A 26,945-nucleotide genomic window follows, 5' to 3' on the forward strand; every position below is an offset into this window, starting at 1 on the left:
TGTCCGGCGGGGAATAGGTAACGATTTAGTAACGAAACTTTGTCTTTTACCGTACTTTTGAAGTCTTGGAAGCAGGACTTTCGGGCAATAAAAAAAGCCACAAATCATTGATTTGTAGCTTTTTGTCCGTTTGCTGACCATTTCTGTCCAGCACGTTCAGCGGAGAGACAGGGATTCGAACCCCGGGTGCCTCGCAGCACAACGGTTTTCAAGACCGCCGCAATCGACCACTCTGCCACCTCTCCAAAACTTCTTTTTCAGAAGTGCTTTTCTTTTAAAGCGGTGCAAAGATACAAATCATTTTTTATTCTACAAACTTTTCTGCACAAAAACAGAGCAATTATACCAAAATTCTTGTTTATACCCACTACGGAACGAACATAACGGCATTTAGGCTATTTGTTAAAATTAATCAATGGCAAGATAATATTTTATAACTTACTGAATATCAGTATGCTTACAAAGAGTCACATTCAGTATACGATTGAACCCTATTCAGTATACGACTGAATGGCATTCACTATACGACTGAATTAGGTTCAGAATACGACTGTTCTTAAACCTACATTATTTGTAAATAATGCAGATTATTATCCGATTCTTGTTTCTGTTCGTAAACCACATATAAAGAAAGTATTAGCATCTCTACTCCCCCGGACATTCACTACCTAATAATAGTTATTTTATGCTGTTCAACATAAAAAGGGGAATCTCTCTTATAAAATTACGGAATTTATTCAGTATTTTTGCGCGCTCTAAAGGATAACATTATCTAACCTACTAACAAAAACAAATTTTATGGAATTGAACAAAACCTTTACCAATGGGCTTTGGAGCAAAGAAATCAATGTCAGTGATTTCGTCAGTAAAAACATCGCACCCTATACTGGAGATGCATCTTTTCTGCAGGGACCTACCGAACGTACCAAACGTATCTGGGACATCTGTCTGAAAGCTCTCGAAGAAGAAAGAAACAACAATGGCGTTCGTTCACTGGACAATAGCACCGTATCTACCATTACTTCTCATAAAGCCGGATATATTGATAAGGACAATGAACTCATTGTCGGTTTGCAGACCGATGAACTGTTGAAACGTTCCATCAAACCTTTCGGAGGCATCAACGTGGTAGCAAAAGCATGCCGTGAAAACGGAGTGGAAGTGGACGATAAAGTAAAAGACATCTTCACCCATTACCGCAAAACACATAACGACGGCGTATTCGATGTATATACCGAAGAAATCCGTTCCTTCCGCTCATTGGGATTTCTGACCGGTCTTCCCGACAACTATGCCCGCGGACGTATCATCGGTGACTACCGTCGTCTGGCACTCTACGGCATCGACCGACTTATCGAAGCCAAGCAGGAGGACTTGCGTAACCTTACAGGCCCGATGACCGAAGCACGTATCCGCCTGCGCGAAGAAGTGGCAGAACAAATCAAAGCCTTGAAAGATATCAAAGTAATGGGTGAATATTACGGGCTTGACCTCAGCCACCCGGCTACATCTGCCCAAGAAGCCGTGCAATGGGTATACATGGCATATCTTGCTGCCATCAAAGAGCAGGACGGTGCTGCCATGTCACTGGGTAACGTATCTTCTTTCCTCGATATTTTCATCGAATACGATTTGGCTCACGGCAAGATTGACGAGACGTTTGCACAGGAACTGATAGACCAGTTCGTCATCAAGCTGCGCATGGTACGCCATCTGCGCATGCAGTCGTACAATGATATCTTTGCCGGAGACCCAACTTGGGTGACCGAAGCCATTGGCGGCCGTTTCAACGACGGACGCGTAAAAGTCACCAAGACTTCTTTCCGCTTTTTGCAGACGCTATACAACCTCGGTCCTTCTCCGGAACCGAACTTGACCGTATTGTGGAGTCCCGAACTGCCGGAAGGTTTCAAGGATTTCTGCGCCAAAGTTTCTGTAGATACCAGCTCCATTCAGTACGAAAACGACAACCTGATGCGTGAAGTGCGCAACTGCGACGACTACGGCATCGCCTGCTGTGTATCCTACCAAGCCATCGGCAAACAAATCCAGTTCTTCGGTGCACGTGCCAACCTTGCCAAGGCCCTGCTGCTCGCCATCAACGGTGGCCGTTGCGAAAACACCGGAACTGTCATGGTGAAAGGTATTCCCGTATTGACCGGCGAGACACTGAAGTTTGAGGAAGTTATGGCCAACTACAAGAAGGTACTGACTGAAATAGCCCGTGTCTACAACGAGGCCATGAATATCATCCACTACATGCATGATAAGTATTATTATGAGAAAGCCCAGATGGCATTCATCGATACCGACCCACGCATCAATCTGGCATACGGTGTTGCCGGCCTTTCCATCGCCATAGACTCACTGTCCGCCATCAAATATGCCAAAGTCACTGCACGCCGCAACGAAATCGGCCTGACCGAAGGTTTCGACACCGAAGGCTCATTCCCCTGCTTCGGCAATAATGACGACCGTGTGGACCACCTGGGAGTAGACCTCGTTTACTATTTCAGCGAAGAACTGAAAAAGTTGCCTGTCTACAAGAATGCCCGTCCCACCCTTTCCTTGCTGACTATCACCTCCAACGTGATGTACGGCAAGAAGACCGGTGCCACTCCGGACGGACGCGCCAAAGGTGTTGCCTTTGCTCCGGGTGCCAACCCAATGCACGGACGTGACAAGAACGGTGCCATCGCTTCCTTGAGCTCCGTAGCCAAATTGCGCTACCGCGACTCGCAGGACGGCATCAGCAATACGTTCTCCATTGTTCCCAAATCACTGGGCCCGACACCGGAAGAACGTGTAGAGAACCTGGTAACCATGATGGACGGCTACTTCACCAAAGGTGCCCACCATTTGAACGTAAACGTACTGAACCGCGAAATGCTGGAAGATGCCATGGAACATCCTGAAAAGTATCCGCAACTCACCATCCGCGTTTCCGGCTATGCCGTGAACTTCGTGAAGTTGAGCCGCGAGCATCAGTTGGAAGTCATCAGCCGTTCATTCCACGAAAGAATGTAATATGATAAATGTACACTCCTACGAAAGTATGGGAACATTCGACGGGCCGGGGCTCCGGCTCGTCGTTTTCCTGCAAGGATGTCCGTTCCGTTGTCTGTATTGTGCCAATCCGGATACGATTGATGTAAAAGGAGGCACTCCCACCACTCCGGAAGAGATTCTGCAAATGGCTATCAGCCAAAAGGCATTCTTCGGGAAGAAAGGAGGTATTACTTTCTCCGGCGGTGAGCCTACCCTGCAAGCAGAAGCGCTGATTCCTCTTTTCAAGGAGCTGAAGGCGAACGGCATCCATATCTGTCTGGACAGTAACGGAGGCATCTGGAATGAAAAGGTGGAAGAGCTCTTTAGTCTGACTGACCTCGTGCTGCTGGACATCAAGCAATTCAATCCCGAACGCCACCGTACGCTGACGGGACGAAGCAACGAACAGACACTCCGCACCGCTGCCTGGCTCGAAGAACATGAACACCCCTTCTGGCTGCGCTATGTACTGGTCCCCGGTTACAGCGATTCGGAAGAAGACACCCGCCTGCTGGGTGAAAGTCTTGGCAAATACCAGCAGATACAACGGGTGGAAATACTTCCTTATCACCGTCTGGGTGTTCACAAATACGAAGCCATGGGATGGGATTACAAATTGAAAGAAGTGAAGGAAAATACTCCGGAACAACTGGAACGGGCAGAAAAACTGTTCAAAGAGTATTTCACGAATGTGATAACCAACTAAAACAGAAAAGCAAGGCTGTCCGGATATGATTCCAGACAGCCTTGCTTTTCATTTATAGGGTAAGAATCCTATTCTTTCAAGTTATAGGTAATCTGCTGTACATCATCACTACTGCCACCCACCATAAAGACGAAATCACCAGGTTCTACCATATAATTCATCTCATTGTCATAGAATCCCAGTGCATCGTCAGTTATCTGAAAAGCTACAGTTTTGCTTTCACCCACATTCAGATGAATTTTCCTGAAGCCCTTCAATTCCTTTATCGGACGCGTAACAGAGGCTACCTTATCCTGCACATACAATTGAACTACTTCCTCTCCTGCACACTTACCGGTATTAGTCACTTTTACCGACACCTCCGTATGGACGCCTGCAGCCTTGCCCGGCAGCAGTTTCAAATCAGAATATCCAAAATCCGTGTACGAAAGCCCATATCCGAAAGGATAGGCAGGCTCAGTGGAAGCATCGATATAAGATGCCTTATAGGTCTGTTTCAATGCGGTAGGGCGGCCGGTGCTCTTATTCTGATAATAAATGGGAATCTGTCCTACGTGTGCAGGAAATGTCATGGGCAATTTAGCCGAAGGATTATACTCTCCCCACAACACATTGCATATGGCATTGCCGGCCTCACTTCCCAGCCACCAAGTACACAGTACCGCATCAGCATGTTCCCTTATCTCATTGAAGATTACCGGACGCCCACACATGACAAGAGCAATGACAGGTTTTCCAGTCTTTGCCAGTTCCGACACCAGCTTCTGCTGCCCCTCGGGTATGGCTATATTCACTTTGGAAGCCTTCTCGCCACTCTGACCGAATCTCTCGCCTACCGCCACAACAATGACATCCGAAGCCTCAGCAGCCTGTAATGCTTCCTGCAATCCGGTCAACTGATTGCTCTTCATATCATAGCCTTCAGCATAGCTCACCTCCAGTCCTTTCCGGACCAATGCATCATATAAGGTCACCACTTTGTTCCGGTCCGTAGTGGCAGCCCAAGCACCTGCCATATCGTACTGGGATTTTGAGAGTCCTCCTATCAAGGCTATCTTCCTCGTCTGTGCCGTCAACGGAAGCACAGATTCCCTATTCTCCAGCAATACAACGGAACGCTCGGCCATACGGAGCGAAGCATTACGGACTTCGGGCGCATTGAGTATTCTGGCCGCTCTTTCCGGATTACAGTAGCGAAAAGGGTCCTCAAACAATCCCAACTCATATTTCTTCTCCAATATACGCCGTACTGCATCATCAAGCACACTCTCCTTTACTTTCCCTTCTTGAACAAGCTCCTTCAGATAAGTCAAGTAGCAGGTACTTACCATCTCCATGTCCAGACCAGCATTCAGCGCTTTGGCTGCGGCATCTTTCTTGTCAACAGCATAACGGTGGTTCACCAATTCCTCTACCGAATTATAATCGGACACAACAAATCCCTTAAATCCCCACTGCTCTCTCAATAGCCGGTTGAGCAAGAAATCATTGGCAGTACAAGGAATATTATTAAAATCATTGAAAGCACTCATCACGGTAGCTGCTCCTACCTTTATGGCCGCCTTATAGGGAGGCATATAAAAATTGGCAAAGTGGCCCATTGACATATCCACACTATTATACTCCTTTCCTGCTATCGGTGCACCATATCCGGCAAAATGTTTCATACATGCCATGACAGTCGTCGTGTCTGCCAAATCGTCTCCTTGCAAGCCTCTGACACGCGCCTCCGCTACCCGAGAACCATAATAAGGGTCCTCACCGGCCCCTTCCATGACGCGTCCCCAACGTGCGTCCCACGAAATATCCACCATCGGGGCAAAAACCCAGTTCAAACCATCGGCGGCACTTTCCAAAGCATTGTAGCATGCAGCTTCCTCAATCATGGCCAAATCGAAACTTGCAGCCTCGGCAAGCGGAAGCGGAAATCCGGTACGATAGCCGTGGATAACATCCAGTCCGAAAATTAAAGGAATGCGCAAACGCGATTGCAAAGCAAGCTCTTGATAACGGCGTATATCCTTTACTCCTATCACATTCAGCATAGAGCCTATTCTGCCTTGCCGGACATACTCTTCTTTAGGAATATTTCCACCGTCGGGTCCGGTAAAATTCCCTCGGTAGGTGCATTGTGCAAGCTGGCCTATCTTTTCATCCAGCGTCATCTGCTTCATCAAGCTTGAGATGAATTTCTCCTTCTCCGTAGTTTGTGCCGAGGTAAAGGTGTTACCAAGTCCCCACAGACAAACCATCAGTATTATTATCTTTTTCATACTGCCATTCTTGTTTTGATATTTATTTTATCATAAAACAACAGTTGCCTTCAATGGTAAATCAGCTGAAGAAGGACCTGCCAGAATCTCAAAAGTCCCCTTTTCCACTACAAACCGATGTGATTCCACATCATAGTAGGCAAAGGCTTCCTCATCCAGCAATATCCGAACGCGCTTGGTTTCACCCTTCTTCAAGTAAACCTTATCGTAGCCTTTCAACTCCTTCAATGGACGCGGAACAGAACATTCCACATCCCGCACATATACCTGAGCCGCTTCCGCAGCATCCATCTTTCCGGTATTCTTGATGTCAAAGCTTACCGTAACCCGGCTTCCCCCCGTCTTCTCAACACTCAGATTACTATATTCAAAACTACTGTATGACAGTCCATACCCGAAAGGATAGAGCGGCTGCTTTCCGTTCCGGTCATATCCCCTATAACCTACGAAAACACCTTCGGCATACTGCACCCGTTTATGAGGTACATTGCGATTGTCATAATAATTACCATATACCGGATTATCTTCCCATTTTTCCTCGATGCTGACTGGTAGTTTGCCACTTGGCGAAAGCTTGCCCGTAATGATTTCGGCAAGGGCCTTTCCACCCTCCTGCCCCGGATACCATGCCATCAAAATAGCTTGTACACTCTGCCCCCAATTGCGGAAATCTATTCCACCTCCGGCATTCACCACCACAGCCACATTATCATGAAGTGAAGCCACTTTATTAATGAGATATTCCTGCCCGTATGACAATGCAAACGGACGGTCGAACCCTTCACCTTCTGTACTGCTGTTGAACCCGGCACATACAATAACATTCCTGGCATGCTTCAGTGAAGAGGCCAAACGCTCCTCATCCATCATTCCTGCCTGGAAACTGACAGTCGCCTCACCCACATTATCAAAATATTCAATACGCAACCGGTATATCTCCCCTGCACTGACCTGCATAAATGCACTGCGGGTACTGAATGAATGGTTCCCCCAATCTCCGGTAATCAGCTTATCGTTTACAAACAGACGGTATCCGTCATCGCCAGCCAGCTGGAACTTGACAGTTCCATCCTTGTCAGCCTTGTAAACTCCCGTCCAACGGGCAGAAAACTGATCTACCGGCATGCCGTCGAACGGTGCACCGTATTTCCAGGCATGGTCTATGGCAGGCTCTATGGCAGCTTGAAAGAGTTCTCCGGTAAGATTACGAGTATTATAATATTCGCCCTTAAAACCGTTTTGCGTAAAACTGCCATCCGTATAAATCTGTTGGGACATATCCTTATAAAGAATGCTGTCAGACAGCAGCTCTATCTGTCTGCCGCCCTTCAACTGAACCATACCGTCATAGAGTGACACTACCGAATAAGGGGTGACAAATCCGCTTCCTCCTCCTGTGGGAATAATATCGGCATTAGGCCCGATTACCAATGTTCTACCGTTCCGGTAAGGCAACGTACCGTTATCATTTTTCAATAAGACTACTCCTTCTCTCGCCAAGTCAAGTGCAATTTCCTTAGACTGTGCATTGTCTTTATCGATAGATTTATCTTCTCTCGGAGTATCAAGTGCTCCAAAAGCAATCAATGTCTGGAGTATATGCCGGACTTTGGCGTCAATGGTCTCTTCCTTCACGATACCATTCTCTATTGCCGGAATAAGAATTTCCCTGGTCATGAATTTACCGACGGGCATTTCCAAATCCAACCCTCCATTAGCGGCTCCCACACCGGAATATACAGATGTCCAGTCAGACATCAGGATACCTTTAAATCCCCACTGCTTGCGTAATACATCAATGTTCAGCCAGCTGTTTTCGGTGGCATGTACCCCGTTCAGCGGATTATAGCTATCCATAACCGCCCCTACTCCTGCTTCCTGCACAGCTTTTCGGAACGCGGGAAAATAAATTTCCTGCAGCGTGCGTTCATCCACATCTGAGCTGGCATGATGTCTGCTCCACTCCTGGTTATTGGCCGCAAAATGCTTCACCGTAGCCATAACTCCCTCTTCCTGCACTCCCAAGATATATTCTTTAGCAGTTTCGCCCGTCAAATAAGGGTCTTCACCAAAATACTCATAGTTTCGCCCGCATAGAGGAGAGCGGTAGATATTGACTCCAGGCCCCAACAGAATACTTACCCCACGGGCCTTTGCATCCCGGGCCAAACCATGTCCCAGCTCTCTAGCCAACTTACGGTTCCATGTCGAAGCCGACAAGATGCCACAAGGATACAAGGTACTTTGAGTATTGTTACGTATGCCTTGCGGACCATCGGCCATCCTGATTTCGGGTATGCCAAGCCGGGGTACAGCCCGGATATAAAAAGATTTGGGACCGGAAATGTAATCGATTTTTTCTTCCAGCGTCATTTGAGAAACCAACTCCCTGGCACGCTGCTCCACCTGGGGAGTAATACACACTTGTGCTTTTGCCGTGATTGCACAACAAAGCAATAGCCCGCTTAAGGCTACTTTCTTTTTAATCTTCATTTTGTCTATTTTACTACGTGTTTGTTATATTGCCGGGCATGTCCCGACCTACTTTCTTTCTTCTCAATCAATAAAAAACCGTGTCCCTTCATCCACCAACGAAGAAACACGGCCGAAAGTTATTAAGAAAATTCTGAATCTACAAGAAAGTGGACAAAAACATGTCTGTCCTGCTATCAATAAGTAAGACGTATACCGGCCTGCAACGTAAAGTTACACGGGTTCTCCTTGCGTATAGTCTGTATCGACGAACCGTCATCAAAGAAATAAGATACTCCCGGTTCCACATACAGGCCCACCCTATTGCTTATGTTATACTGGGCACCGACAGCACCCATGACAGAAAGCTGTACCGGTTTCACAGTCTCACTCTCAGTACCAATCTTGCCATACACACATTTTTCAATGGCACCCCCCGCCGAAACGTACATCGTAAAGTTCTTTGCATCCACAAAGTTCCAGTTGGCCCGTACCGGAATGCCAATATAATGCAGCTTCTGGCTTATCTTTTCCGAGCTGCCCTCATACCTTACGTCAGAAGCAAGATAGGTATACGTCAGCCCGCTTTCCACAGAGAAACCCTTCGCCAAGTTTTTCCGCACCGAAACACCGAAACTGAGCGGTTGTTTATGGTCTATATCCGCAATTTTCTTTTCGCGTCTTTGCAGATAGGGCATACCATCCTTAAAAACCAGTTCCTGCCCGTCGGGAATAGTAACAATGCCATTGGCCGTAGAGGATAAATCTACGTTACCGCCATAAATAGGACTTCCAGGCATGTAGTCCGACATCACATTCGCTTCCCCTTCATTCGCCAATGAAAAACCTCCCGTATTTCCTACGGACAAGCCAACCGCCCATCCTTTAGCATCCCTACCAGAACTGTTTTTTTCCGGAAGATGCAGTTTGTCCCGGCCTGACGGACGATAGCGGTCTTCCCTTGTTCTCTCCGGTTCCTCGGCCTGCATTGTAGTTTCATGGTCCGTATCTTCCACTACCGGTACTTCCGCCTGCTGTCCAATACCGACAACCTCATCTGCAGTTTCAACCGGCAGCATTTCCTCCTGCTGTTCTTCGCCAACCGATATTCTGATATGTTGTGCAACCAAAGGGTGACTTGCCTCCTTATTGGGCGCCGATGCATTTCCATGTGCCCGATAAGCAGGCTCTATGGAATTAGTCCGTATGGCAGGTACTGTCTGTTCCGGCAAGACGTCCGAAGCCACAGCCAAAGCGGGCACTGACGTATGCCGCATTTCATTCCCTACCGGACTCTGCAACAGCCACAGACTGACGGACGAAACCGCCACCAGCAACACAGCTGCCGCGGCCACCGCCCAGCGACGGAAAGGTATCATCCTATGCGGTCCGGTTATCGGAGCTCCGGAAACGGACAATTCCTTCTCCAACCGCTCCCATCCGGCAACCGGCAGCGGTTCGGAATAGTCTTCCAGCTTGTCCTTTATCTTTTTCAACCACAATTCATCTTCCATACGTTCCTTCATTTAATCATTTCTTTTCATCCACTCACGTACTTTTACCGCTAAAGTCGCTTTAGCACGCGTCAACTGCGAGGCAGAGGATTTTTCATTAATTCCCAATAGTCGAGCAATCTCCTTATGGGATTTCTCTTCAAAAATATATAAGTTGAATACGGTACGATAGCCGGCAGGCAATTCACTGATAAACTGCATCAGTACCTTTTGAGGAATGACATCTATTGACGAACCTTCCGGTTCCTCATAAGCTTCGGGTGCATTCTCCAAGGCCGATGACTGATTCATCACATCATTTTTCCGCAAATACTGCAACACCGTATTCACCATTACGCGTTCCATCCATGCCCGCAGAGAACCCTCTCCCCGCCAAGTGAACTTATCGAAAGAATCAAAAAGTTTCAGAAAACCGTCATGCATCAGGTCTTGGGCAGTCTCCCGGTCACCTGCATAACGGAGGCATACGCTGAGCATGCGTCCCGCATAGCGCTCATACAGTTCTTTGCGGGCAAGATTGTCTCCTTGCCTACAGCGTTCTGCCAATTCCTGTTCTTCCATTCTCTCTTTTAACACGTGTTTACCCTATAAATGCAATCGGCGCAAAAATACTGCATCAGGCAGAGAAGAAAATCATACTTTCATTTCTTTAACAGTATACTACGCAGTATTTAGCTTTTCACCGCATTTTCTGAATACAAAAATAAGTTTTAAACAGAAAAAGAGCTAAAACCTACCACTTATGAAGAAACTGAGAATGACATTGGCAGCATCCATGCTTTTATTCCTGACTGCCATTGTATTGCAATCATGCCTGGACGATTGGGATGACAAATATGACACTTTGTTCGCCGTAGGTACGGTAAAGGTCATCGAAGGAAAAGACTACTATTTCTCACTGGACGAAGGCAGTAAACTATATCCCAGTGACACAACCTATGTTCACGACTATGCCGTAATAGACGGCCAGAGGGCTTTCATCTACTTCCGCGAACTGGAAGAGAAACTTCCAGGCTACGAATACAATGCCCAAATAAAGCACATCGAAAACATTCTGACCAAAGACATCTACTCCATGCCTGCCGAAAAGGCAGACAGTATCGGAGACGACAACATCAACGCCACGGATTTATGGATTACGGGCGAGTATCTGAACATCAAATATCAATTCTACCACAGCAACAACGAAGATAAGAAGCACATGCTGAACCTGGTCATCAATGAAGCATCCACCGGCGAAAACGACAAACCGGATTACGTCAATCTCGAATTCCGCCACAATGCCTACAATGACAGCCAGCTCACGCTGGGCACCGGACTGGCCTCCTTCAAGCTGGACAATATAGCGGAACAACTGAAAGAGAAAAAAGGGCTGAACATCCGTGTCAAAAGTCTATATGACGGTGAACGGTTCATGACCATAGACATTAAAAAAGAAAACAACTAAATCTCCTGAAAACACATCTTTCAACATCTCAATGAGAAGCGGAGTAACATTTCAATATGTTGCTCCGCTTTGTTTTTCCATAACTTATCAGAATTCATTGTTCAAGCAAGTCAGCCTCAACGAAGCGTTGAACGCTTCGGCAGACAATCGCGTCCTGACCTGTACCTGCACGCTGCTCTTCGGCTGGACATCAAAATAATTGTCGCTATATACACTTTCATTGTCAGCAACGGACAAGCATACGGCACGGGCAAACTTGTCTGTTGATACCGTCACTTCATATCCGCCTTCAATGGAACGGACTTCGGTCTGCAAATCCACTTTCGGATAATTCATATTCTTCTGCTTGTCCAGACAGTAGTTGTTATGGTACACCCTGCCCGATTTGTCCGTATAGTCTACGCGGACATATACCGTTCCTCTATCTGCCCCCTCCAGCAGCTTGGCAAGCGGTGCGGAAAAACAGACACGGCTGTCATTACCGGAAATGCCGACAGATTTGTCCCAGTGATAAACCACAGTGCCGTCGAACCGGCAGACCTGGAGCTGCAGCCGGCCGGAAGTATTCTCCAAGCGGTCGGACACTGCATATACTTTCAAATCATCCCCCTCCACTACCGGAGAAATCAGGATGTCATCATAGACCTTGCGAGTATAATAGTGCTGCGCCTTCCAGCGTCCATAATAGTCACGGCTCGCCCAGGAAGCTACGGGCCAACAGTCGTTGTGCTGCCAGAAAAGCGTCCCCATATTATACGGCATCTGGCGGCGGTGCGACTCGATGGCCGTCTTGATGGCATCTCCCTGCAGCACATGGTTCATATAAAGGAATGCCCGGAAATCACGCGGCTTTTTATATTCATTCAATAGATAAGTCTCAATCAGCCCGTTGGCATGGTCGCCACCACGCTGATGGGACATCATCACCTCGGAACGTATATCCCAGTCTTCGGGGTAAGGAGCATAGCGCTTGACGGAGTCGAACTCTGGAAAAGACTGAAAGCCGTACTCGCTGAAAAAGCGGGATTTCTCGCTGTCATAATCGGAAATGGGTGCTTTACCATGCCAGACACTCCAATAGTGACGGTCCCCGTCAGTAGTACCGGACATCTCTCCCTCGAATGCGAACGGAGAAGAAGGCCAATAGAAGGTTCCGGGTGCATACTCCCTGACCACCCCGGGTAAGGTGACATGATACTGCTGCCGGTACTGTGCCCAAATCTTGTCGGCATATTCCTTGTTCTGCCGTTCTATCTCGCACTTCCAGCCCCAGCCCAGCCAGGCATCCTGGCATTCATTGTTTCCACACCACAAAGCAATGCAGGCATGATTGCGCAAACGTTTCACATTGTCCACCGCCTCCTGATGGATATTATCGAGCAGGGCGCCTTCTGCCGGATACATGCTGCAGGCAAACATAAAGTCCTGCCAAATCATAATTCCATGCTCATCACACAAATCATAGAAGACATCGTTCTCATAGATACCTCCGCCCCAGACACGCAACATATTCATGTTTACACCGGCGGCATCGAGAATCGTCCTTTTATAATTCTCGGGAGTGACGCGCGGCAGGAAGTTATCCGAAGGGATGTAATTGGCTCCTTTGGCAAAAACCGGACGCCCGTTCAGCTCTATATAGAAAGTATGCCCGTCCTTATCCGGCTGATGCACCACCTTCAAAGAGCGTATGCCCACCCTTTCGGTTTTAGAGTCCAACAATTCCCCGCCTGCAATGATATCCGTACGGAAACGGTAAAGGAAAGGCTCCCCCAGTCCATTACTCCACCACAGCTTCGGCTTGTGAAGGACGAAATCAACGGTCACCCGATTGGTGCCTCGCTTCAAATCCGCTTGCCACTCGCCAAGCACTCTTCCGGTAGCCTCGTCTGTTATCGTGACCAGCACTCCGTCCATATCCTTATCGGCATCCAGCTCCACATGTCCGGCAATCACGGCCCTGCCTACACCGACTTCCTTCTGCTCGATAAACACATCGTTGATTCTCAAATCGCTCCAAGCCATGATATACACCGGACGCCAGATGCCGGAGGTAACCAGACGCGGCCCCCAGTCCCAGCCATAATGATAACCTGCCTTACGGGCAAAAATGCTTATCTTCTTGTTGAACAAGCCCCCGTTTTCAGACTGGTCATTGGATGCCGGATACTGGTAGGGAAGTGCATCCCATTTGGGGACGTCTATCTTTACCGGCGAATGGAAGTACACCTTCAGTATATTATTCTCCTCTCTGATGTACTGCCTGACGGGGATAGACCAGCGACGAAACATATTGTCCGCTTTCAGTATACATTCATCATTCAAATAAACGTCAGCGTAAGTATCCAGCCCCTCGAACACAAGCTCCATATTCTCTTTCCGCATCATGCCGGCAGCAAGAGTAAAGCAAGTTTCATAAACCCAGTCTTCCTTGTCAATCCATTGCAATCCCCGTTCGTTCAACCGGAAAAACGGGTCTTCAATAATCTTGTTCTGCAGTAAGTCTGTGTGGACTACTCCCGGAACTGTAGCCGGATACCAATTGGTCAGTCTCGCCTGCCGGAATTTCCAGCCTTCATGAAGGTTCTTTACCGCTGTTTTTAGTTTCATACGAGTGTGTTTCATAGTTTTCTTTGACTACTCTAAATTACGGATAGACAAAAATACGACATTCAAAGGATACTTTATAATATCTTCTTAACGAAACATGATACAATCCCGTACACACCTACCGGGTCAGCGTCGCTGCACATCTGCTGCAGTGTGACTGCAAACGTGTTGCAGCGCTACTGAAAAAAGCATGCACTTGCTTTGCAGTGGCAATGCATTATCCCATCGCCTTATTATGAAAAGAGATGTCATCCAGCTTTCATTATCTATAATTAATTTACAAAGACATAGTTTCCAAGTCTTTCAAAGCAAACGGAGTACAAGCAAAAAAGGTCTACAAATCATAGATTTGTAGACCTTTACCCGCTAGTTTTCCATCTTATTCAGAACTGTTGCGGAGAGAGGGGGATTCGAACCCCCGATACCCTTTAGGGGTATACACGCTTTCCAGGCGTGCCTCTTCAACCACTCGAGCACCTCTCCTTGTTCGGGGCGCAAAAGTAAGGGAAGTTTTTGGAATTACCAAATGTTCGGGCAAATAATATTAAAAGTCCGTTCAAGCAACCAATGCCGGAACGGACTTTCAACACTCAATAAAACATACTTATCATTACCGTGATCTGACTTCCCGTCTCATGAATATGACATACGAAAGGGCAAAACAGATAACAGTAGCTGCAATCAGTCCGGTGAGCTGCGGCCACACCACCAAAAGACTCTGTCCCAATGGCAGCGGGCTGGGAATGGCCCCCTGAACCTGCTCCATAGTGAGCGGCCCCAAACTTCTGACGGAAGGTATCAGCAGTGTTGTAGTCGCCTCATTGAACAGTTCGCTAGGTGCCAGACGCATCAGACCGAGAATAAATTTCTGGTAACTGACTATCTGATAAGGAGATGCCAGCTGCGAGGGGCTCAATGCCTTGGCAACCAGATTGACAATCATCGTATAGAACACGCTGAAAAACAACCATACCGCCACCGAAGCCAATGCCGAGGTGGCCGCCTGACGGAAGCAAAGCGAAAACAGAATGGCCAGATTCAGCCAGAATGCCACATAGAATACACTGATTATGAGAAAGAATACAATCCTCCAAAATTCTTCTGCTGTGGGAGGAATGCCTATCGCTATCAACCCGCAGCCCATTACGAGAAATCCTAGTACAAACAGCATTATACCTATCACAATCAATGCAGCCACGAACTTGGCATTGATAATGCAATCACGATGAACGGGCTGTGACAGCATACGGCTCAACGTCCCCTTGTTCTGTTCCGAATTTATAGCATCGAATCCCAGCGCAATCCCCAACAACGGCCCCAGAAAGTTGATAAACTGCACAAAAGAAGGCAATGTGCCGTCCGAGGCTGTGAACAACTTCAAGAAAAGGAACGAACCGTCCGGGTCATTGGGCTTGATGGCGGCACCTATGTTGGTAAGCGAGGTATAGAGTGAGCCCATGCACGTAAGCAAAATGATTCCCATCAAGATAATGAACCGCCAACTTTTCACATGGTCGGATATTTCCTTGTTAACGACTACCCAAAAAGGATAATTGACTTTATTCATGCCTTTCCCCTCCTTCCTCCATATAATGGCTATAAATATCAGACAATTCCTGATGCTTGTCCTTCAAATCAGACATATCAATCAAGGTGACCAGCTTCCCACTGTTGAACAGTCCCACGCGGTCGCAAACTTTCTGCACCTGGTCCAGGTGGTGGGAAGAGAACAAGACGGTCAGTCCCTCCTTCCGGCTCAACTGCCTAATGAGCTCGATGAACTCCTGAACACCAGCAGGGTCTATTCCCGAAGTAGGTTCATCCAGGATTATAATTTCCGGATTTTTGATAAGCACGTCCGCCAGTCCCAATCGCTGGCGCATACCGCGTGAATATTTCCCGGTCTTCTTTTTCATCTGCCCGGCAAGCCCCACATGCTCCATCAACTCCAGCGCCCTGACTTTCGCTTCGGCATCCGAAATGCCATTGAGACGCGCAGTATATATAAGGTTTTCCGGACCGGTCATGTCATCATAAAACCCCACATCTTCGGGCAGATAGCCTATCTTCCGCTTTACCTCGATAGGATGCCTGGTAGAGTCGATACCGCAAATCTCCACAGAGCCGGAAGTGGGTTCCGTCAGTCCCAGCATCATCAGGATGGTAGTTGACTTGCCGGCACCGTTTGGCCCCAATAATCCGAAAATCTCCCCTTTACGGATAGTCAAGCAAATGCGGTCTACGGCAGTGAAGCGCCCATACTGCTTGGTCAAGTCTGTCAATGCAATCACTCGCTCGTCCATGCTCACCTCCTTCCATATTTACGGAACAGATAGCATACGGCACCTATGGCAACGATTATTATCAAAACGCCCACCCATCCCCATATCATCGGGGTTTTCACGGCAATGCGGAATTGGGCGTCTGTATTCACTTCAGGAGTTTTGGCCGTCATGGTAGCCACATAATCTCCGGGCAATGCCTTTTTGGATGCTTTCATGGTAGCTACGACATTGGCCGTTTCCCCCGCCTTCAGCATATCAATCTTCGAAGGCTCAAAAGACACTTCCCAGTCCACGGGCTTATTGGCAGAAAGCTGGATATCTTTCAACAATGAAGAACCGGTATTCCGGACCACCAACTCGATACGCTTCACATCTCCCGCTGTGATTTCGGTACTCAACAATCCTCTGGGCGTGGACAATTCCATCTCGTAGGAACCCGTGACAACAATTTCCAGCTCCAAGTCGGCAGAAGTCGTACCGGTAGCCGCACGTACCGGAATCTTGTAATTGCCGGCTTCCACATTGGCGGGAGGGACAATCTCTATACTCACATTCTGGCTGCTGTTCGCTTCCACCTGGGCAGAAGTGGCCTGCTTATAGTTGGGCTTGAACACGACACTCCAGCCTCTGGGGGCATTGGCCATCAGCGCATACAGCTGCTGGTCGGCCGTCTGGTTTTTCAAAGTGGCATTGAAGGTAAAGGTGGACTTGGAATTGCCCTGCATATTGGGCTGGTCGGTAGTGAACTCGGTCTGGTAAGTTCCTTTCTGGGCCACGACCACCTCCAGCGGCAGTTTGGTTTCTCCGGCAAATACTGTGAAATGATAACTTCCTTTATTTACTTTTAGAGGAACTTCCACTTTCAAATTGAACGTTTTCTTTTCCTGGGGCAGTACAGAAAGCTGGCTGAGGGTCCAGCCGCCTGACTTGATTTCATGCTTCCAACTGCCCGGCAATCCATTGACCGAGAGATTTGCATTTGTAATCCCGTCCGTATTGTTAATCAAATCAATGCTGTAATCAATGGACGCTCCGGGCGTCACGGAAATTTTTGTGTAAGGAGTGTACAGAATAATGCTTCCAGATTCATCGGCATGTACACGATTTAAGGGAAAAGCTCCCAACAAAATAGCTAACAATAAAATACAATTTGTTCTCATAGTCATAAAAAAGTTCTTATGGTTGTTTTATTATGAATATTTTCCCAATTTGTGCGTTACAAAAATAAAAGATAGCTATATTAGCTGGTGTTAAAAGAAACAAAAGAATATAATTGCGGACACGATATACCCTACAATGACCTGCTTTTCTTATCTTTGCGATTCCTATTGATACAAACGAATACCATACCGACATGAGAATCCCTGAAATACGCTTACAGAAGCAGCAACTGTCCACTCCACTCTTCCGCCACCCGAAAGAACTGGTCTCCTGGATGGGCGCCATGCAGGCATAAGACTATACAATGGTGAAATGGGCCGTAGGTATGAGGCTGAAGTCACCGGGAATTCAAGCTGTGGAAAAAGCCCTGCATCAAGGGGAAATACTGAGAACCCACGTAATGCGCCCCACATGGCACCTGGTAGCAGCAGAAGACATTCGTTGGATGCTGAAACTCTCTGCACAACGCATCAAATCTGCCAATGATTCCTATGCAAAAGGGCATGGTCTGGAAATCACGGAACAGCAATATGAAAGAAGCTACACCATACTTGGGAATATCCTCAGCGGGAAGCGAAGCCTGACGAAACAAGAGATTGCGGAACATTTTGAACATTCGGGACTGCTTGCAGACAACTACCACATGACCCGCTTCATGTCGCGTGCCGAAGTCGAAGGCATTGTGTGCAGCGGAGAATGCCGTGGACGGCAACACACCTATGCCCTTCTGGACGAAAGAGTTCCACCTACCCCCGAACTAACGAAAGAAGAAGCGTTGGCCCGCCTGGCTACAGCCTATTTCCGCAGCCATGCCCCCGCTACCCTGCAAGACTTCTCCTGGTGGTCCGGTTTGCCTTTAACGGAAGCAAGGCAAGCCATTTCTCTGATAGAACCGGAACTGATGTCCGAACAATGGCACAGCCAGACATGGTACATCCATGACTCCTGCCGGACATTAGGAAAGGCGACCGACAGCCTGCACCTTCTTCCCTCCTACGATGAATACCTGATAGGCTACAAGGACCGGACGAACGTCCTACCCAAAGAAGACTATTCCAAAGCTTTCACCAACAACGGATTGTTCTTTCCGGTACTTCTCTATAAGGGGCATGTAGTAGGAAATTGGAACAAGGCGTCCAAGAAAAAAGAAATCTTCCCGGAGCTTTCGCTTTTCCGGAAAGATATCTGCCTGAAAGAGGAATTGCTGAACCAGGCTAAAGAAAGGTATGTCCGGTTCCTAACACATTAAAGGCGGTCATCGAAGATGTTCATTGAAGAATCTCTCTATTTTGCCGAATGGAATTACCTCTATATTGTCATACAAGTCTACATGGTTTGCACCGGGAATAATCAGCAGCTCCTTATTATCACCCTGCAACTTTTTAAAAGCATCTTCACTGAAATAACGTGAATGGGCCTTCTCACCGTGCAGCATCAACACTGCACTACGGATTTCATCACTATATGAAAGGATAGGCATATTGATGAACGAAAGCGGTGAAGTCTTGTTCCATCCGCGGTTAGAATTGAGTGACCGCTTATGATAGCCGCGCGGTGTTTTATAATAGGCATGGTAGTCCTTCACAAATTGTGGAGCATCGGCAGGCAACGGATCTACTACACCTCCTTCAAGAGCAAATGTACCGTTTCTATAATCCTCCGTACGCTGAGCATTAAGCTGGCGCCGCAATTCGTGCCGTGCATCGGCATTCATAGAATCAAAATAACCGTTAGCATTGACCCGGCTCATGTCGTACATGGTTGCCGTAACTGTAGCCTTGATGCGAGTATCGATAGCCGCTGCATTAAGCGCCATGCCTCCCCATCCACAAATACCGAGAATGCCGATGCGCTCTGCATCTACATCGTCACGGGTGGAAAGATAATCGACCGCTGCACTGAAATCTTCCGTATTGATGTCCGGCGAAGCCACATAACGGGGCTGGCCGCTACTTTCCCCCGTATAGGATGGATCGAAAGCAATCGTCAGAAATCCACGTTCTGCCAATGTCTGCGCATACAAGCCCGAAGCTTGTTCCTTCACGGCACCAAACGGGCCACTGATGGCAATGGCAGACAATTTACCCGTCGCATTCTTGGGTACATACAAATCGGCAGTAAGTGTAATGCCGTAACGGTTGTGGAAAGTTATCTTCTTATGGTTTACTTTATCACTCTGTGGAAATGTCTTGTCCCACTCCTGAATCAGATTCAAATTCTCTTCCATAAATTTATTATCATTATTAGGATTATTTTCTGTTGCAGACAAATGTCCCGCAGCACAAAGGCTAATAACCATCGCCGCACATATGTTTTTTACCATGTTCTTCATCTCTACTTCTTTAAGTTTCGGCTGGAAATTCATTTCTTAATCCATTGCTTGACAGTTTCCCGGCTCGCTCCATTCAGCAGCCTGCCTTTTCCCCAGTTTATGCCGGGGTAATTCGTCTGTAATTCCTTTTCTGCATTAAAAATACTGCTGCTTCCCGAAGTGGCGAATGGAATAACCGTTTTACCTGCAAAATCACCGCTTTCTATAAATGTATTGATAATTCTTGGAGCCAAATTCCACCAAATAGGAAAACCGATATAAATAGTATCATACTCCGCGAGACTCCCCAGTTTAGAATACAATGCAGGACGCAATTTGGAATCCGACATTTCCACACTGCTGCGCGAAGCTTTGTCATGCCAGTCCAAATCAGTAGCCGTGTACTTTTTCGCAGGCTGTATTTCGTAGAGAGTCCCATCGACAGTTTCTGCCACCAACTTGGCAGCCCTTGCCGTTGTTCCCGTTGCCGAGAAATAAGCTACCAGTGTCTTACCACCTTTTTTCTGTGCGTTAACAATAATAGACAACAGCATAACTGCCATCATAAACAATACCAATCTTTTCATACGATATATTATTTAGTTGAAACATATAAATCCAATTGTTATAGCGATACAAAAGTAGCGGGTATTATTATTACATAGGTATCCAGATTACTGATTATATAACCCAAATTACTGATAGATGTCCGAGAAGAGAAATAAAAAACCCCGTAAAACCTTGATTTTACGGGATTTGTCATACTTTGAGTCCTTTTTGTCTTTGGAGTTCTGCGGAGAGAGAGGCTTTTGAACCTACTCCTGAATATCCTTGAAATTCAATTTTTTATCATCATGTCAAAGCCTTAGGGGGTACAACTTAGGTTACAAGAATAACGCTTTTCTGTCACCTTTTGGCTGTTCGTTGTCTGCCTAAAACTACGGTTCAAAGGTACTGCTTTATTTTGAAATACACAAATCGTTGAAAATAAATCTTCTGGAGTTAGTGCAAGGTGCAAGCTATATATAGATATATACTTGCACCTTGCACTAAATGTCCCTTTTATTCTATCCGATGTAAAACACTCCCTATACTTTTGCTCATTCATTAAAATACTTTTAAAATGCAATCATTCAAAATAATACAACCACTACCAATATTGCGTCGCTACATTCGTCATTATTGGATATTACAAAGTGATAGAGCAAATGTTGTAACCGAACGTACATTCCCATTAGGTTGCATACAGATATTTTTTCATAAAAAGAAGCGATTATTCTCACAAACCCACCATAAAATGCAGCCTCAATATTTCGTTTGCGGACAAGAAAAAGGATATACAGATATTTGCGCAAATGGAGATATAGAAATGCTTGTTGTTGTGTTTCAACCTTATGCAGCAAAGCTGTTCTTCCGGCAACCATTGTCCATTTTTCAAGGAGAAAATATAGCAATAGAAGATGTAGAAGATAGAGAACTTACCGAACTTGCCTACAAAGTAGCTGATACAGAAAACTACATCCGTTGTATAAACTTGATAGAGCAATTCCTATTGCATCGTTTAATTGTATGTTCAGACTATAATATAGATAGACTTTCTGTTGTAATCCAAGACATTAACCTTAACCCATACCTTGATGTCTGCAAATTGGCGGATACTGCCTGCCTAAGCACAAAACAATTCACACGGATTTTTACAGAATATATTGGAACTTCGCCTAAAGAATTTCTGAGAATTATAAGAGTGCAACGGACTTTGTTCCTGTTACAACAAAATCCTCAATGTAATTTTGCGCAAGTAGCTTACAGTTGCGGTTTTTCCGACCAATCTCACATGATAAGAGAATTTAAACTGTTTACAGGATATACACCTTTAGAATATCTATCGGTTTACACTCCCATATCTGATTATTTTTCTAACTCATAAGAATGTCCGTATTCTTCTATCCACGTCTTTATGGCAATCGTAATTTTGCAATGTCTTAGCGCAGGACAAAGCAAAGTAATAACTAAAAGGAAAAAGAACATGAAGAATTTAATCGCATTCTTTGAAATCCCCGTTACCGACTTCTACCAATCGGTAAATTTTTATCAAGCAATCTTCGGGGTGGAACTTATGGTAGCCGAATACAGCAATGAGAAAATGGCTTGTTTTGTACAGGACGGACAAACGGTTGGTGCCATATCCTATGCACCTAACTTCAAGCCCTCAGAGCATGGAGTTTTAATTCACTTTAACTGTGAAGATATTGACTGGTCAATCCAGCAAGTATTGAAACAGGGCGGTAGTATTGTTATTCCTAAGACAAAAATCCAAGCAGAAGGGAAAGGGTATTTTGCCGTATTCACTGACCCTGCGGGTAATCGCATAGGACTTTATACCGACTAATATGTACTGATAGAAAATATAGCTGCAAGTTGTTTCATTTGCAGCTATATTTTTGCTCGTAATCAATAAGAAACGGCAAAAATCCGTACCTTTGTAAAATGATTCAAGAGGATTTTAAATTTTACAAGCCATGTAAGTTACTGCAACCTTACGTCAGGTATTATTGGGTATTCAAAAGCAATCAACCGCTGAATACCCTTACTTTTCCTATTGGTTGTCCTCAAATTATTTTCCATAAACAAACACCGCTTTATATCCCGGAACTGGGAATCTCTCAATCAGAATTTACCGTTAGCGGTCAGGTAAATTATCATTCACATTTATATGCGAATGGTAACGTAGAAATGATAGTTGTTGTATTTCAGCCATACACCCTAAAAGCCTTCTTGAATTTGCCCATATCCTTATTGTACAATCAAGAGGTTTCTGGTTATGACCTTGAAAACAAGCATTTGAAACGACTGGCTACACAAATCTTTGACTGCGAAAATACAAGTTTATGTATTAGCGCAATAGAACAATGGCTGTTATCCCAAATAGCAAGTGTATTGACCTTAAAAACAGAATACAACATCAAAAGAATAACTGCTGCTATAAAACAACTGTTCGCAATTCCGGCAACTTCTGTCACAGAATTGGCTTCCGTTACCTGTTTAAGTAAAAAACAGTTTGAACGCCTGTTTAATGAACTGGTAGGTGCGAATCCCAAAGAATACGCAAGGATAGTTCGCTTCCAAAAATCATTGAACCTGTTGCAGCATTGCTCGGAAGATACAAATTTGGCTCAGTTAGCATATCAATGCGGTTACGCTGACCAGTCGCATTTTATCCGGGAGTTCAAACAATTCAGCGGCTATACGCCATTGTCTCTGTTAAATGTATGCAAACCTTATTCCGATTTGTTCAGTAACCCTACATAATGTCCCTTTTATTCTATCCATAGTCTAATAGCCAACTTACCTTTGTGCTTATTTAACTTAAAAATGAACGATAGAATGAAAGAAGTAAATCCAAAAGAAACGACCCGTGCTTACGCATTTGAAATGTGGATGAATGCACCTATGCCCATGCTCACCTTTTTCAAGACGGTAGATGTAACCCGCCTTGTCCGCATCAGCAAACGGACGGGGTTAAAGTTTAATATGCTGATGTGCTGGTGTGTTGGAAAAGCGGCAAGTAACATCAAAGAGTTCTATATGCTACCTGTTGGCAGGAAGTTAATGCAATACGACAACATTGCCGTCTGTACCATTGTAGCCAATCGGGAGGGTGAAGTCAGTTCCTGCGATGTCCCTTTCTCCAACAATCTCCAACAATTCAATGCCAATTACCTGAGACTGACGAAACAAGTTGCCGAAAGTTGCCGGAATCATGACCTAACAGATAGCATGGTCATCGGCACGTCTGCCCTTGCACAATATGAGATAGATGGAGCGGTTGGCATGTATAGCGGTGTGTTCAACAATCCTTTTCTGATTTGGGCTAAATACAAAAAGAGTTTGTGGAAATGTACATTAACTGTTTCCTTTCAGTTTCACCACACACAGATGGATGGCGCACATGCTTCCCGTTTTTTGGAAAATCTACAAAAAGAAATTGGGAAATTGGAGGTATAATCAAGAACAAATGCTATCTTTGCGGAACTAACAGAAAAAATAGAATTGTTCAACCCGTATGAAATGGCAAGTGTGCATATAGCTGCGCTTAACGGATAGCATTTTAATCAAGCTATTCAGCAACGGACAGGCTTATAACAGGTTTGTCCTTTCTTGTTTTGCCATTATTCCAAATTCATAATCATGCAATGTGTCATGCCGCCTTGTGCAGCAGGACTTGTCGCATCATATCAAGTTGAACAATGAACTATACATATAAGAATATCTGGCTCATCAACTTTCCTGTAATGATGAGCATCCTTATCGAACAACTTATCAATATCACCGATGCCATTTTCTTAGGGCATGTAGGAGAAATAGAATTGGGCGCATCCGCCCTTGCCGGGATTTGGTATCTGGCTATCTATATGCTCGGCTTCGGTTTCAGTTTGGGATTACAGGTCGTTGTCGCACGGCGTAACGGCGAGCAGCATTATTCCGAAACAGGAAAGACGTTCTTTCAAGGATTGTTTTTCCTGTCGGGACTTGCTGTCTTTTTGTGTCTGCTCTCCAAACTGTTTTCTCCGATTATTCTTAGTAGGCTGATTACTTCTGCGGAAGTCTATCATGCCGTGATTGATTATTTGGACGGACGAATTTGGGGGTTGCTGTTCTCCTTTCCGTTCCTTGCCTTGCGCTCGTTCTTGGTCGGAATTACCCGTACAAAAGCCCTGAACGTAGCAGCTCTGATAGCCGTATTGGTGAACATTCCGGGCAACTGGCTGCTCATATTCCATTGGAACATGGGGATAGCGGGTGCAGCCATCGCATCATCTTTTGCCGAAGCGTGTTCATTGGCGGTGCTGGTAATCCATGTATTGCGGAAAATGGATAAACGGCTTTATGGTTTGTCTTGGAGCTTCGACAAAGCTGTACTGTTTCATGTCTGCCATGTGTCCGTTTGGAGCATGTTCCATTCGTTCATCAGCGTAGCCCCTTGGTTTCTGTTCTTCGTGGCGATAGAACATTTGGGAGAACTACAACTGGCAGTGGCAAACATTCTCCGAAGCATTTCCACTCTGTTCTTTGTCATCGTCAATTCATTTGCCGCTACAACAAGCTCGTTGGTAAGCAATTTGATTGGAGCGGACGAAAGAAGGCAAGTGTTTCCGCTATGCAGCAGGGTAATCCGATTAGGTTATGCCATCGGCTTACCGCTGATTGCGCTTGCATTGGTCTTCCATCAGGCTGTTGTCAGCGTCTATACGGACAATCCAGCTATCGTGCAAACCGCATGGTTGCCGTTTGTAGTTATGTTGCTGAACTATGTCTTTGCTTTGCCCGGCTATGTCTATGTGAATACCGTTACGGGAACGGGGGCGACACGGACGGCTTTCATCTTTCAGGCGACGACCATTGTTGCCTATCTGCTCTATCTGTGGGGATTGAGCCATTGGAATGTACCTCTTGCCGTTTATTGGACGGTGGAGTACCTGTTCGTGATTGGACTTGGGGTGCAGTCTGTCATTTATCTGAAATATAAACACTATTAAAAACTGAATGTCATGATGAAAAAGATATATCCACGCACGGGCGACACGCAGACCGTGTACCTGAATGCAGTAGTGAAAGACCCGTCTATCGAAGTGGGCGACTATACTATCTATAATGATTTCGTGTCCGACCCGTTACTTTTCGAGCGGAACAATGTACTTTACCATTACCCTATCAACCACGAACGGCTGATAATCGGCAAGTTCTGTTCCATTGCCTGCGGTGCGAAATTCCTATTCAACAGTGCCAATCATACCTTGAAATCTTTATCTACTTACACCTTCCCACTCTTTTATGAGGATTGGGATTTGGAGAAATCAGATGTGGTAACGGCTTGGGACAACAAAGGCGACATCGTGATAGGCAATGATGTATGGATTGGTTACGAAGCGGTGATAATGGCAGGCGTTCACATCGGGAACGGGGCGATTATAGCCGCCCGTGCCGTTGTTACGAAGGACGTGCCACCTTATACGATAGTCGGCGGTGTTCCCGCCCGACCGATAAGGAAGCGTTTCGATGAAGAAGTGATACGAAAACTCGAAACGCTGAAATGGTGGGACTGGTCTGCCGAGAAGATACGGCGATGCCTACCTTATATCGGGAAAGGTGATATAAACGGGTTGTTGCAAATGGCTGATAGTATGTAACATGAAAAGATTTGCGGAGGAAATACTGGCTAAGATTGACGCAGAAATCCGATTAAGGGATTGTGGTGTCAATTCTACAATGGATAATGCCTTGCATATGGTAAGGTTCATTGCACCTATGTACGAACAACTAAGAGAAATGACTATTAACTATTTATTTCCGAGTGTAGAAGATGAAATATGTTTTTTCAAAGAATTGAAGCCGGAAATTCTTAGCAAGTATATCTATTTCAGCAAAGTGTACCATATCGAGTTGAAGTGTCCAGATGGTAGCAATGACTGCATCCGGGAATATCTGAGTGCAGAATTGGATAAGCTGACGTATTTCTTCCGCAACAATATAGAGTTTTACCAGTATGTCCGTTCCCAATCAACGCATTTGGACAATTTTTATTTTACCCGAAAACCAATAAAGACTTCAACAATACCAAGTATTGAAAGTTGCCAATATGATACAGATCCGCTATTTTCAACCGGATATGACTATAAGGCAGCAAAGATACTTTGTAACAAATACTTGAAAGTTTATTTGGAGAACTGGATGGTTAAATTAAACAATACTGAATATAAAGTTGCAAGAAGTTCTAAATTTAACTCTATGTGTTTTACCGGAAAGAAAAATGCCTTGATAGAATTGGGCTATGCGCTTGTTTCTTCCGGAGATATAAATCATGGCAATATAGAAATAAAGGAATTTATGGAATACCTTAGTTTCGTATTTAACATTGATTTGGGCGATTATTACGATGCGTATATCGCCATGAAAGAACGAAAAGACCAGACTTCTTATCTTAATCGTTTGATTGAACAGCTAACCAAGCGAATGAAAGAAGATGATATGAAGTGATAAGACATTAATAATCTAACTTATAAAGTACCGTGTTCATACCGACACGGTATTTTTATTTTTACACAGTTTTATCCTCAAAA

General features: G+C 45.6%; 21 protein-coding genes and 2 tRNA genes. 11 read left to right on the forward strand and 12 right to left on the reverse strand.

Annotation, left to right across the window (positions count from 1 at the left end; all coding sequences use genetic code 11):
* Positions 1-160: 160 nt before the first annotated feature.
* Positions 161-245 (reverse strand) — tRNA-Ser (locus ITJ87_RS16365).
* Positions 246-798: 553 nt separating this feature from the next.
* On the opposite strand from ITJ87_RS16365, the gene pflB reads away from it, so the two are divergent.
* Together pflB and pflA are read left to right on the forward strand one after the other, a co-directional pair.
* On the forward strand, positions 799-3,027 hold the full coding sequence (gene pflB / locus ITJ87_RS16370; RefSeq protein WP_117965360.1) for a formate C-acetyltransferase: 2,229 nt from the start codon (positions 799-801) through the stop codon (positions 3,025-3,027).
* Between the two features lies 1 nt (position 3,028).
* Complete coding sequence (gene pflA, locus ITJ87_RS16375; RefSeq protein WP_005831659.1) at positions 3,029-3,754, forward strand: pyruvate formate-lyase-activating protein; 726 nt, start codon at positions 3,029-3,031, stop codon at positions 3,752-3,754.
* Between the two features lie 68 nt (positions 3,755-3,822).
* Here pflA and bglX read toward each other — a convergent pair whose 3' ends face one another.
* From bglX to ITJ87_RS16395, 4 genes are all read right to left on the reverse strand, one after another.
* Complete coding sequence (gene bglX, locus ITJ87_RS16380) at positions 3,823-6,027, reverse strand: beta-glucosidase BglX (protein WP_117974357.1); 2,205 nt, start codon at positions 6,025-6,027, stop codon at positions 3,823-3,825.
* A gap of 30 nt (positions 6,028-6,057) precedes the next feature.
* Positions 6,058-8,520 carry a glycoside hydrolase family 3 protein gene (locus ITJ87_RS16385; RefSeq protein WP_005832495.1) on the reverse strand — a complete coding sequence of 821 codons (2,463 nt, stop codon included), beginning with the start codon at positions 8,518-8,520 and terminating at the stop codon, positions 6,058-6,060.
* A gap of 176 nt (positions 8,521-8,696) precedes the next feature.
* Complete coding sequence (locus tag ITJ87_RS16390; RefSeq protein ID WP_117866764.1) at positions 8,697-10,025, reverse strand: porin family protein; 1,329 nt, start codon at positions 10,023-10,025, stop codon at positions 8,697-8,699.
* Complete coding sequence (locus ITJ87_RS16395) at positions 10,026-10,574, reverse strand: RNA polymerase sigma factor (protein WP_117965362.1); 549 nt, start codon at positions 10,572-10,574, stop codon at positions 10,026-10,028.
* A 181-nt stretch (positions 10,575-10,755) separates the two neighbouring features.
* On the opposite strand from ITJ87_RS16395, the gene ITJ87_RS16400 reads away from it, so the two are divergent.
* Positions 10,756-11,460, forward strand: coding sequence for a NigD-like protein (locus ITJ87_RS16400; protein ID WP_005832500.1), 705 nt, complete (start codon positions 10,756-10,758; stop codon positions 11,458-11,460).
* Positions 11,461-11,547: 87 nt separating this feature from the next.
* Here ITJ87_RS16400 and ITJ87_RS16405 read toward each other — a convergent pair whose 3' ends face one another.
* The 5 genes from ITJ87_RS16405 to ITJ87_RS16425 form a co-directional block, all read right to left on the reverse strand.
* Complete coding sequence (locus ITJ87_RS16405; RefSeq protein ID WP_117965364.1) at positions 11,548-14,085, reverse strand: glycoside hydrolase family 2 protein; 2,538 nt, start codon at positions 14,083-14,085, stop codon at positions 11,548-11,550.
* A 380-nt stretch (positions 14,086-14,465) separates the two neighbouring features.
* A tRNA-Ser gene (locus ITJ87_RS16410) sits at positions 14,466-14,553 on the reverse strand.
* Between the two features lie 127 nt (positions 14,554-14,680).
* Entirely contained in the window at positions 14,681-15,637 is a 957-nt protein-coding gene (locus ITJ87_RS16415) for an ABC transporter permease (RefSeq protein WP_117600370.1), read from the reverse strand.
* Complete coding sequence (locus ITJ87_RS16420) at positions 15,630-16,373, reverse strand: ABC transporter ATP-binding protein (protein WP_117600371.1); 744 nt, start codon at positions 16,371-16,373, stop codon at positions 15,630-15,632. The genes ITJ87_RS16415 and ITJ87_RS16420 overlap by 8 nt, the downstream gene beginning before the upstream one ends.
* 2 nt (positions 16,374-16,375) lie before the next feature.
* Positions 16,376-17,521 carry an NEW3 domain-containing protein gene (locus ITJ87_RS16425; protein ID WP_117965366.1) on the reverse strand — a complete coding sequence of 382 codons (1,146 nt, stop codon included), beginning with the start codon at positions 17,519-17,521 and terminating at the stop codon, positions 16,376-16,378.
* A gap of 299 nt (positions 17,522-17,820) precedes the next feature.
* Between ITJ87_RS16425 and ITJ87_RS16430 the strand changes: the two genes are divergently transcribed.
* A complete protein-coding gene (locus tag ITJ87_RS16430) occupies positions 17,821-18,765 on the forward strand; it encodes a winged helix DNA-binding domain-containing protein (protein WP_229135117.1) in 945 nt (314 codons plus the stop codon).
* A 6-nt stretch (positions 18,766-18,771) separates the two neighbouring features.
* On the opposite strand, the gene ITJ87_RS16435 is transcribed toward ITJ87_RS16430, so the two are convergent.
* Positions 18,772-19,848 carry an alpha/beta hydrolase gene (locus ITJ87_RS16435; protein WP_171030432.1) on the reverse strand — a complete coding sequence of 359 codons (1,077 nt, stop codon included), beginning with the start codon at positions 19,846-19,848 and terminating at the stop codon, positions 18,772-18,774.
* A 29-nt stretch (positions 19,849-19,877) separates the two neighbouring features.
* On the reverse strand, positions 19,878-20,414 hold the full coding sequence (locus ITJ87_RS16440; protein ID WP_117974355.1) for a flavodoxin: 537 nt from the start codon (positions 20,412-20,414) through the stop codon (positions 19,878-19,880).
* Positions 20,415-20,950: 536 nt separating this feature from the next.
* Here ITJ87_RS16440 and ITJ87_RS16445 point away from each other — a divergent pair.
* From ITJ87_RS16445 to ITJ87_RS16475, 7 genes are all read left to right on the forward strand, one after another.
* Positions 20,951-21,754, forward strand: a complete 804-nt coding sequence (locus ITJ87_RS16445; protein ID WP_117965372.1) for a helix-turn-helix domain-containing protein — start codon at positions 20,951-20,953, stop codon at positions 21,752-21,754.
* Between the two features lie 99 nt (positions 21,755-21,853).
* Positions 21,854-22,216 (forward strand): VOC family protein, encoded by a 363-nt coding sequence (locus tag ITJ87_RS16450; RefSeq protein WP_117965423.1) that lies wholly within the window; start codon positions 21,854-21,856, stop codon positions 22,214-22,216.
* A 98-nt stretch (positions 22,217-22,314) separates the two neighbouring features.
* On the forward strand, positions 22,315-23,136 hold the full coding sequence (locus tag ITJ87_RS16455) for an AraC family transcriptional regulator (RefSeq protein ID WP_117965374.1): 822 nt from the start codon (positions 22,315-22,317) through the stop codon (positions 23,134-23,136).
* A gap of 75 nt (positions 23,137-23,211) precedes the next feature.
* A complete protein-coding gene (locus ITJ87_RS16460) occupies positions 23,212-23,832 on the forward strand; it encodes a CatA-like O-acetyltransferase, family 2 (protein ID WP_117965376.1) in 621 nt (206 codons plus the stop codon).
* Between the two features lie 242 nt (positions 23,833-24,074).
* Complete coding sequence (locus ITJ87_RS16465; protein WP_117965377.1) at positions 24,075-25,364, forward strand: MATE family efflux transporter; 1,290 nt, start codon at positions 24,075-24,077, stop codon at positions 25,362-25,364.
* Positions 25,365-25,376: 12 nt separating this feature from the next.
* Positions 25,377-26,015, forward strand: coding sequence for a CatB-related O-acetyltransferase (locus ITJ87_RS16470; RefSeq protein WP_117965379.1), 639 nt, complete (start codon positions 25,377-25,379; stop codon positions 26,013-26,015).
* 1 nt (position 26,016) lies between these two features.
* Positions 26,017-26,862: an RteC domain-containing protein gene (locus ITJ87_RS16475; protein ID WP_117965381.1), complete on the forward strand. Its 846-nt coding sequence runs from the start codon at positions 26,017-26,019 to the stop codon at positions 26,860-26,862.
* The last annotated feature ends 83 nt before the right edge of the window (positions 26,863-26,945 follow it).

It is taken from the genome of Bacteroides sp. HF-162 (assembly GCF_015679285.1).
Lineage (GTDB): Bacteria > Bacteroidota > Bacteroidia > Bacteroidales > Bacteroidaceae > Bacteroides > Bacteroides uniformis.

Bases quoted from the DNA above. Each gene is read 5' to 3' on its own strand.
- ITJ87_RS16405 (WP_117965364.1), bottom strand. From the start codon at position 14,085: ATGAAACACACTCGTATGAAACTAAAAACAGCGGTAAAGAACCTTCAT.
- ITJ87_RS16450 (WP_117965423.1), top strand. From the start codon at position 21,854: ATGAAGAATTTAATCGCATTCTTTGAAATCCCCGTTACCGACTTCTAC.
- pflB (WP_117965360.1), top strand. From the start codon at position 799: ATGGAATTGAACAAAACCTTTACCAATGGGCTTTGGAGCAAAGAAATC.
- bglX (WP_117974357.1), bottom strand. From the start codon at position 6,027: ATGAAAAAGATAATAATACTGATGGTTTGTCTGTGGGGACTTGGTAAC.
- ITJ87_RS16390 (WP_117866764.1), bottom strand. From the start codon at position 10,025: ATGAAGGAACGTATGGAAGATGAATTGTGGTTGAAAAAGATAAAGGAC.
- ITJ87_RS16425 (WP_117965366.1), bottom strand. From the start codon at position 17,521: ATGACTATGAGAACAAATTGTATTTTATTGTTAGCTATTTTGTTGGGA.
- ITJ87_RS16460 (WP_117965376.1), top strand. From the start codon at position 23,212: ATGAAAGAAGTAAATCCAAAAGAAACGACCCGTGCTTACGCATTTGAA.
- ITJ87_RS16400 (WP_005832500.1), top strand. From the start codon at position 10,756: ATGAAGAAACTGAGAATGACATTGGCAGCATCCATGCTTTTATTCCTG.
- ITJ87_RS16435 (WP_171030432.1), bottom strand. From the start codon at position 19,848: ATGAAGAACATGGTAAAAAACATATGTGCGGCGATGGTTATTAGCCTT.
- ITJ87_RS16445 (WP_117965372.1), top strand. From the start codon at position 20,951: ATGCAATCATTCAAAATAATACAACCACTACCAATATTGCGTCGCTAC.
- ITJ87_RS16415 (WP_117600370.1), bottom strand. From the start codon at position 15,637: ATGAATAAAGTCAATTATCCTTTTTGGGTAGTCGTTAACAAGGAAATA.
- ITJ87_RS16420 (WP_117600371.1), bottom strand. From the start codon at position 16,373: ATGGACGAGCGAGTGATTGCATTGACAGACTTGACCAAGCAGTATGGG.
- ITJ87_RS16385 (WP_005832495.1), bottom strand. From the start codon at position 8,520: ATGAAGATTAAAAAGAAAGTAGCCTTAAGCGGGCTATTGCTTTGTTGT.
- ITJ87_RS16395 (WP_117965362.1), bottom strand. From the start codon at position 10,574: ATGGAAGAACAGGAATTGGCAGAACGCTGTAGGCAAGGAGACAATCTT.
- ITJ87_RS16470 (WP_117965379.1), top strand. From the start codon at position 25,377: ATGATGAAAAAGATATATCCACGCACGGGCGACACGCAGACCGTGTAC.
- ITJ87_RS16465 (WP_117965377.1), top strand. From the start codon at position 24,075: ATGAACTATACATATAAGAATATCTGGCTCATCAACTTTCCTGTAATG.
- ITJ87_RS16440 (WP_117974355.1), bottom strand. From the start codon at position 20,414: ATGAAAAGATTGGTATTGTTTATGATGGCAGTTATGCTGTTGTCTATT.
- ITJ87_RS16475 (WP_117965381.1), top strand. From the start codon at position 26,017: ATGAAAAGATTTGCGGAGGAAATACTGGCTAAGATTGACGCAGAAATC.
- pflA (WP_005831659.1), top strand. From the start codon at position 3,029: ATGATAAATGTACACTCCTACGAAAGTATGGGAACATTCGACGGGCCG.
- ITJ87_RS16430 (WP_229135117.1), top strand. From the start codon at position 17,821: ATGGTGAAATGGGCCGTAGGTATGAGGCTGAAGTCACCGGGAATTCAA.
- ITJ87_RS16455 (WP_117965374.1), top strand. From the start codon at position 22,315: ATGATTCAAGAGGATTTTAAATTTTACAAGCCATGTAAGTTACTGCAA.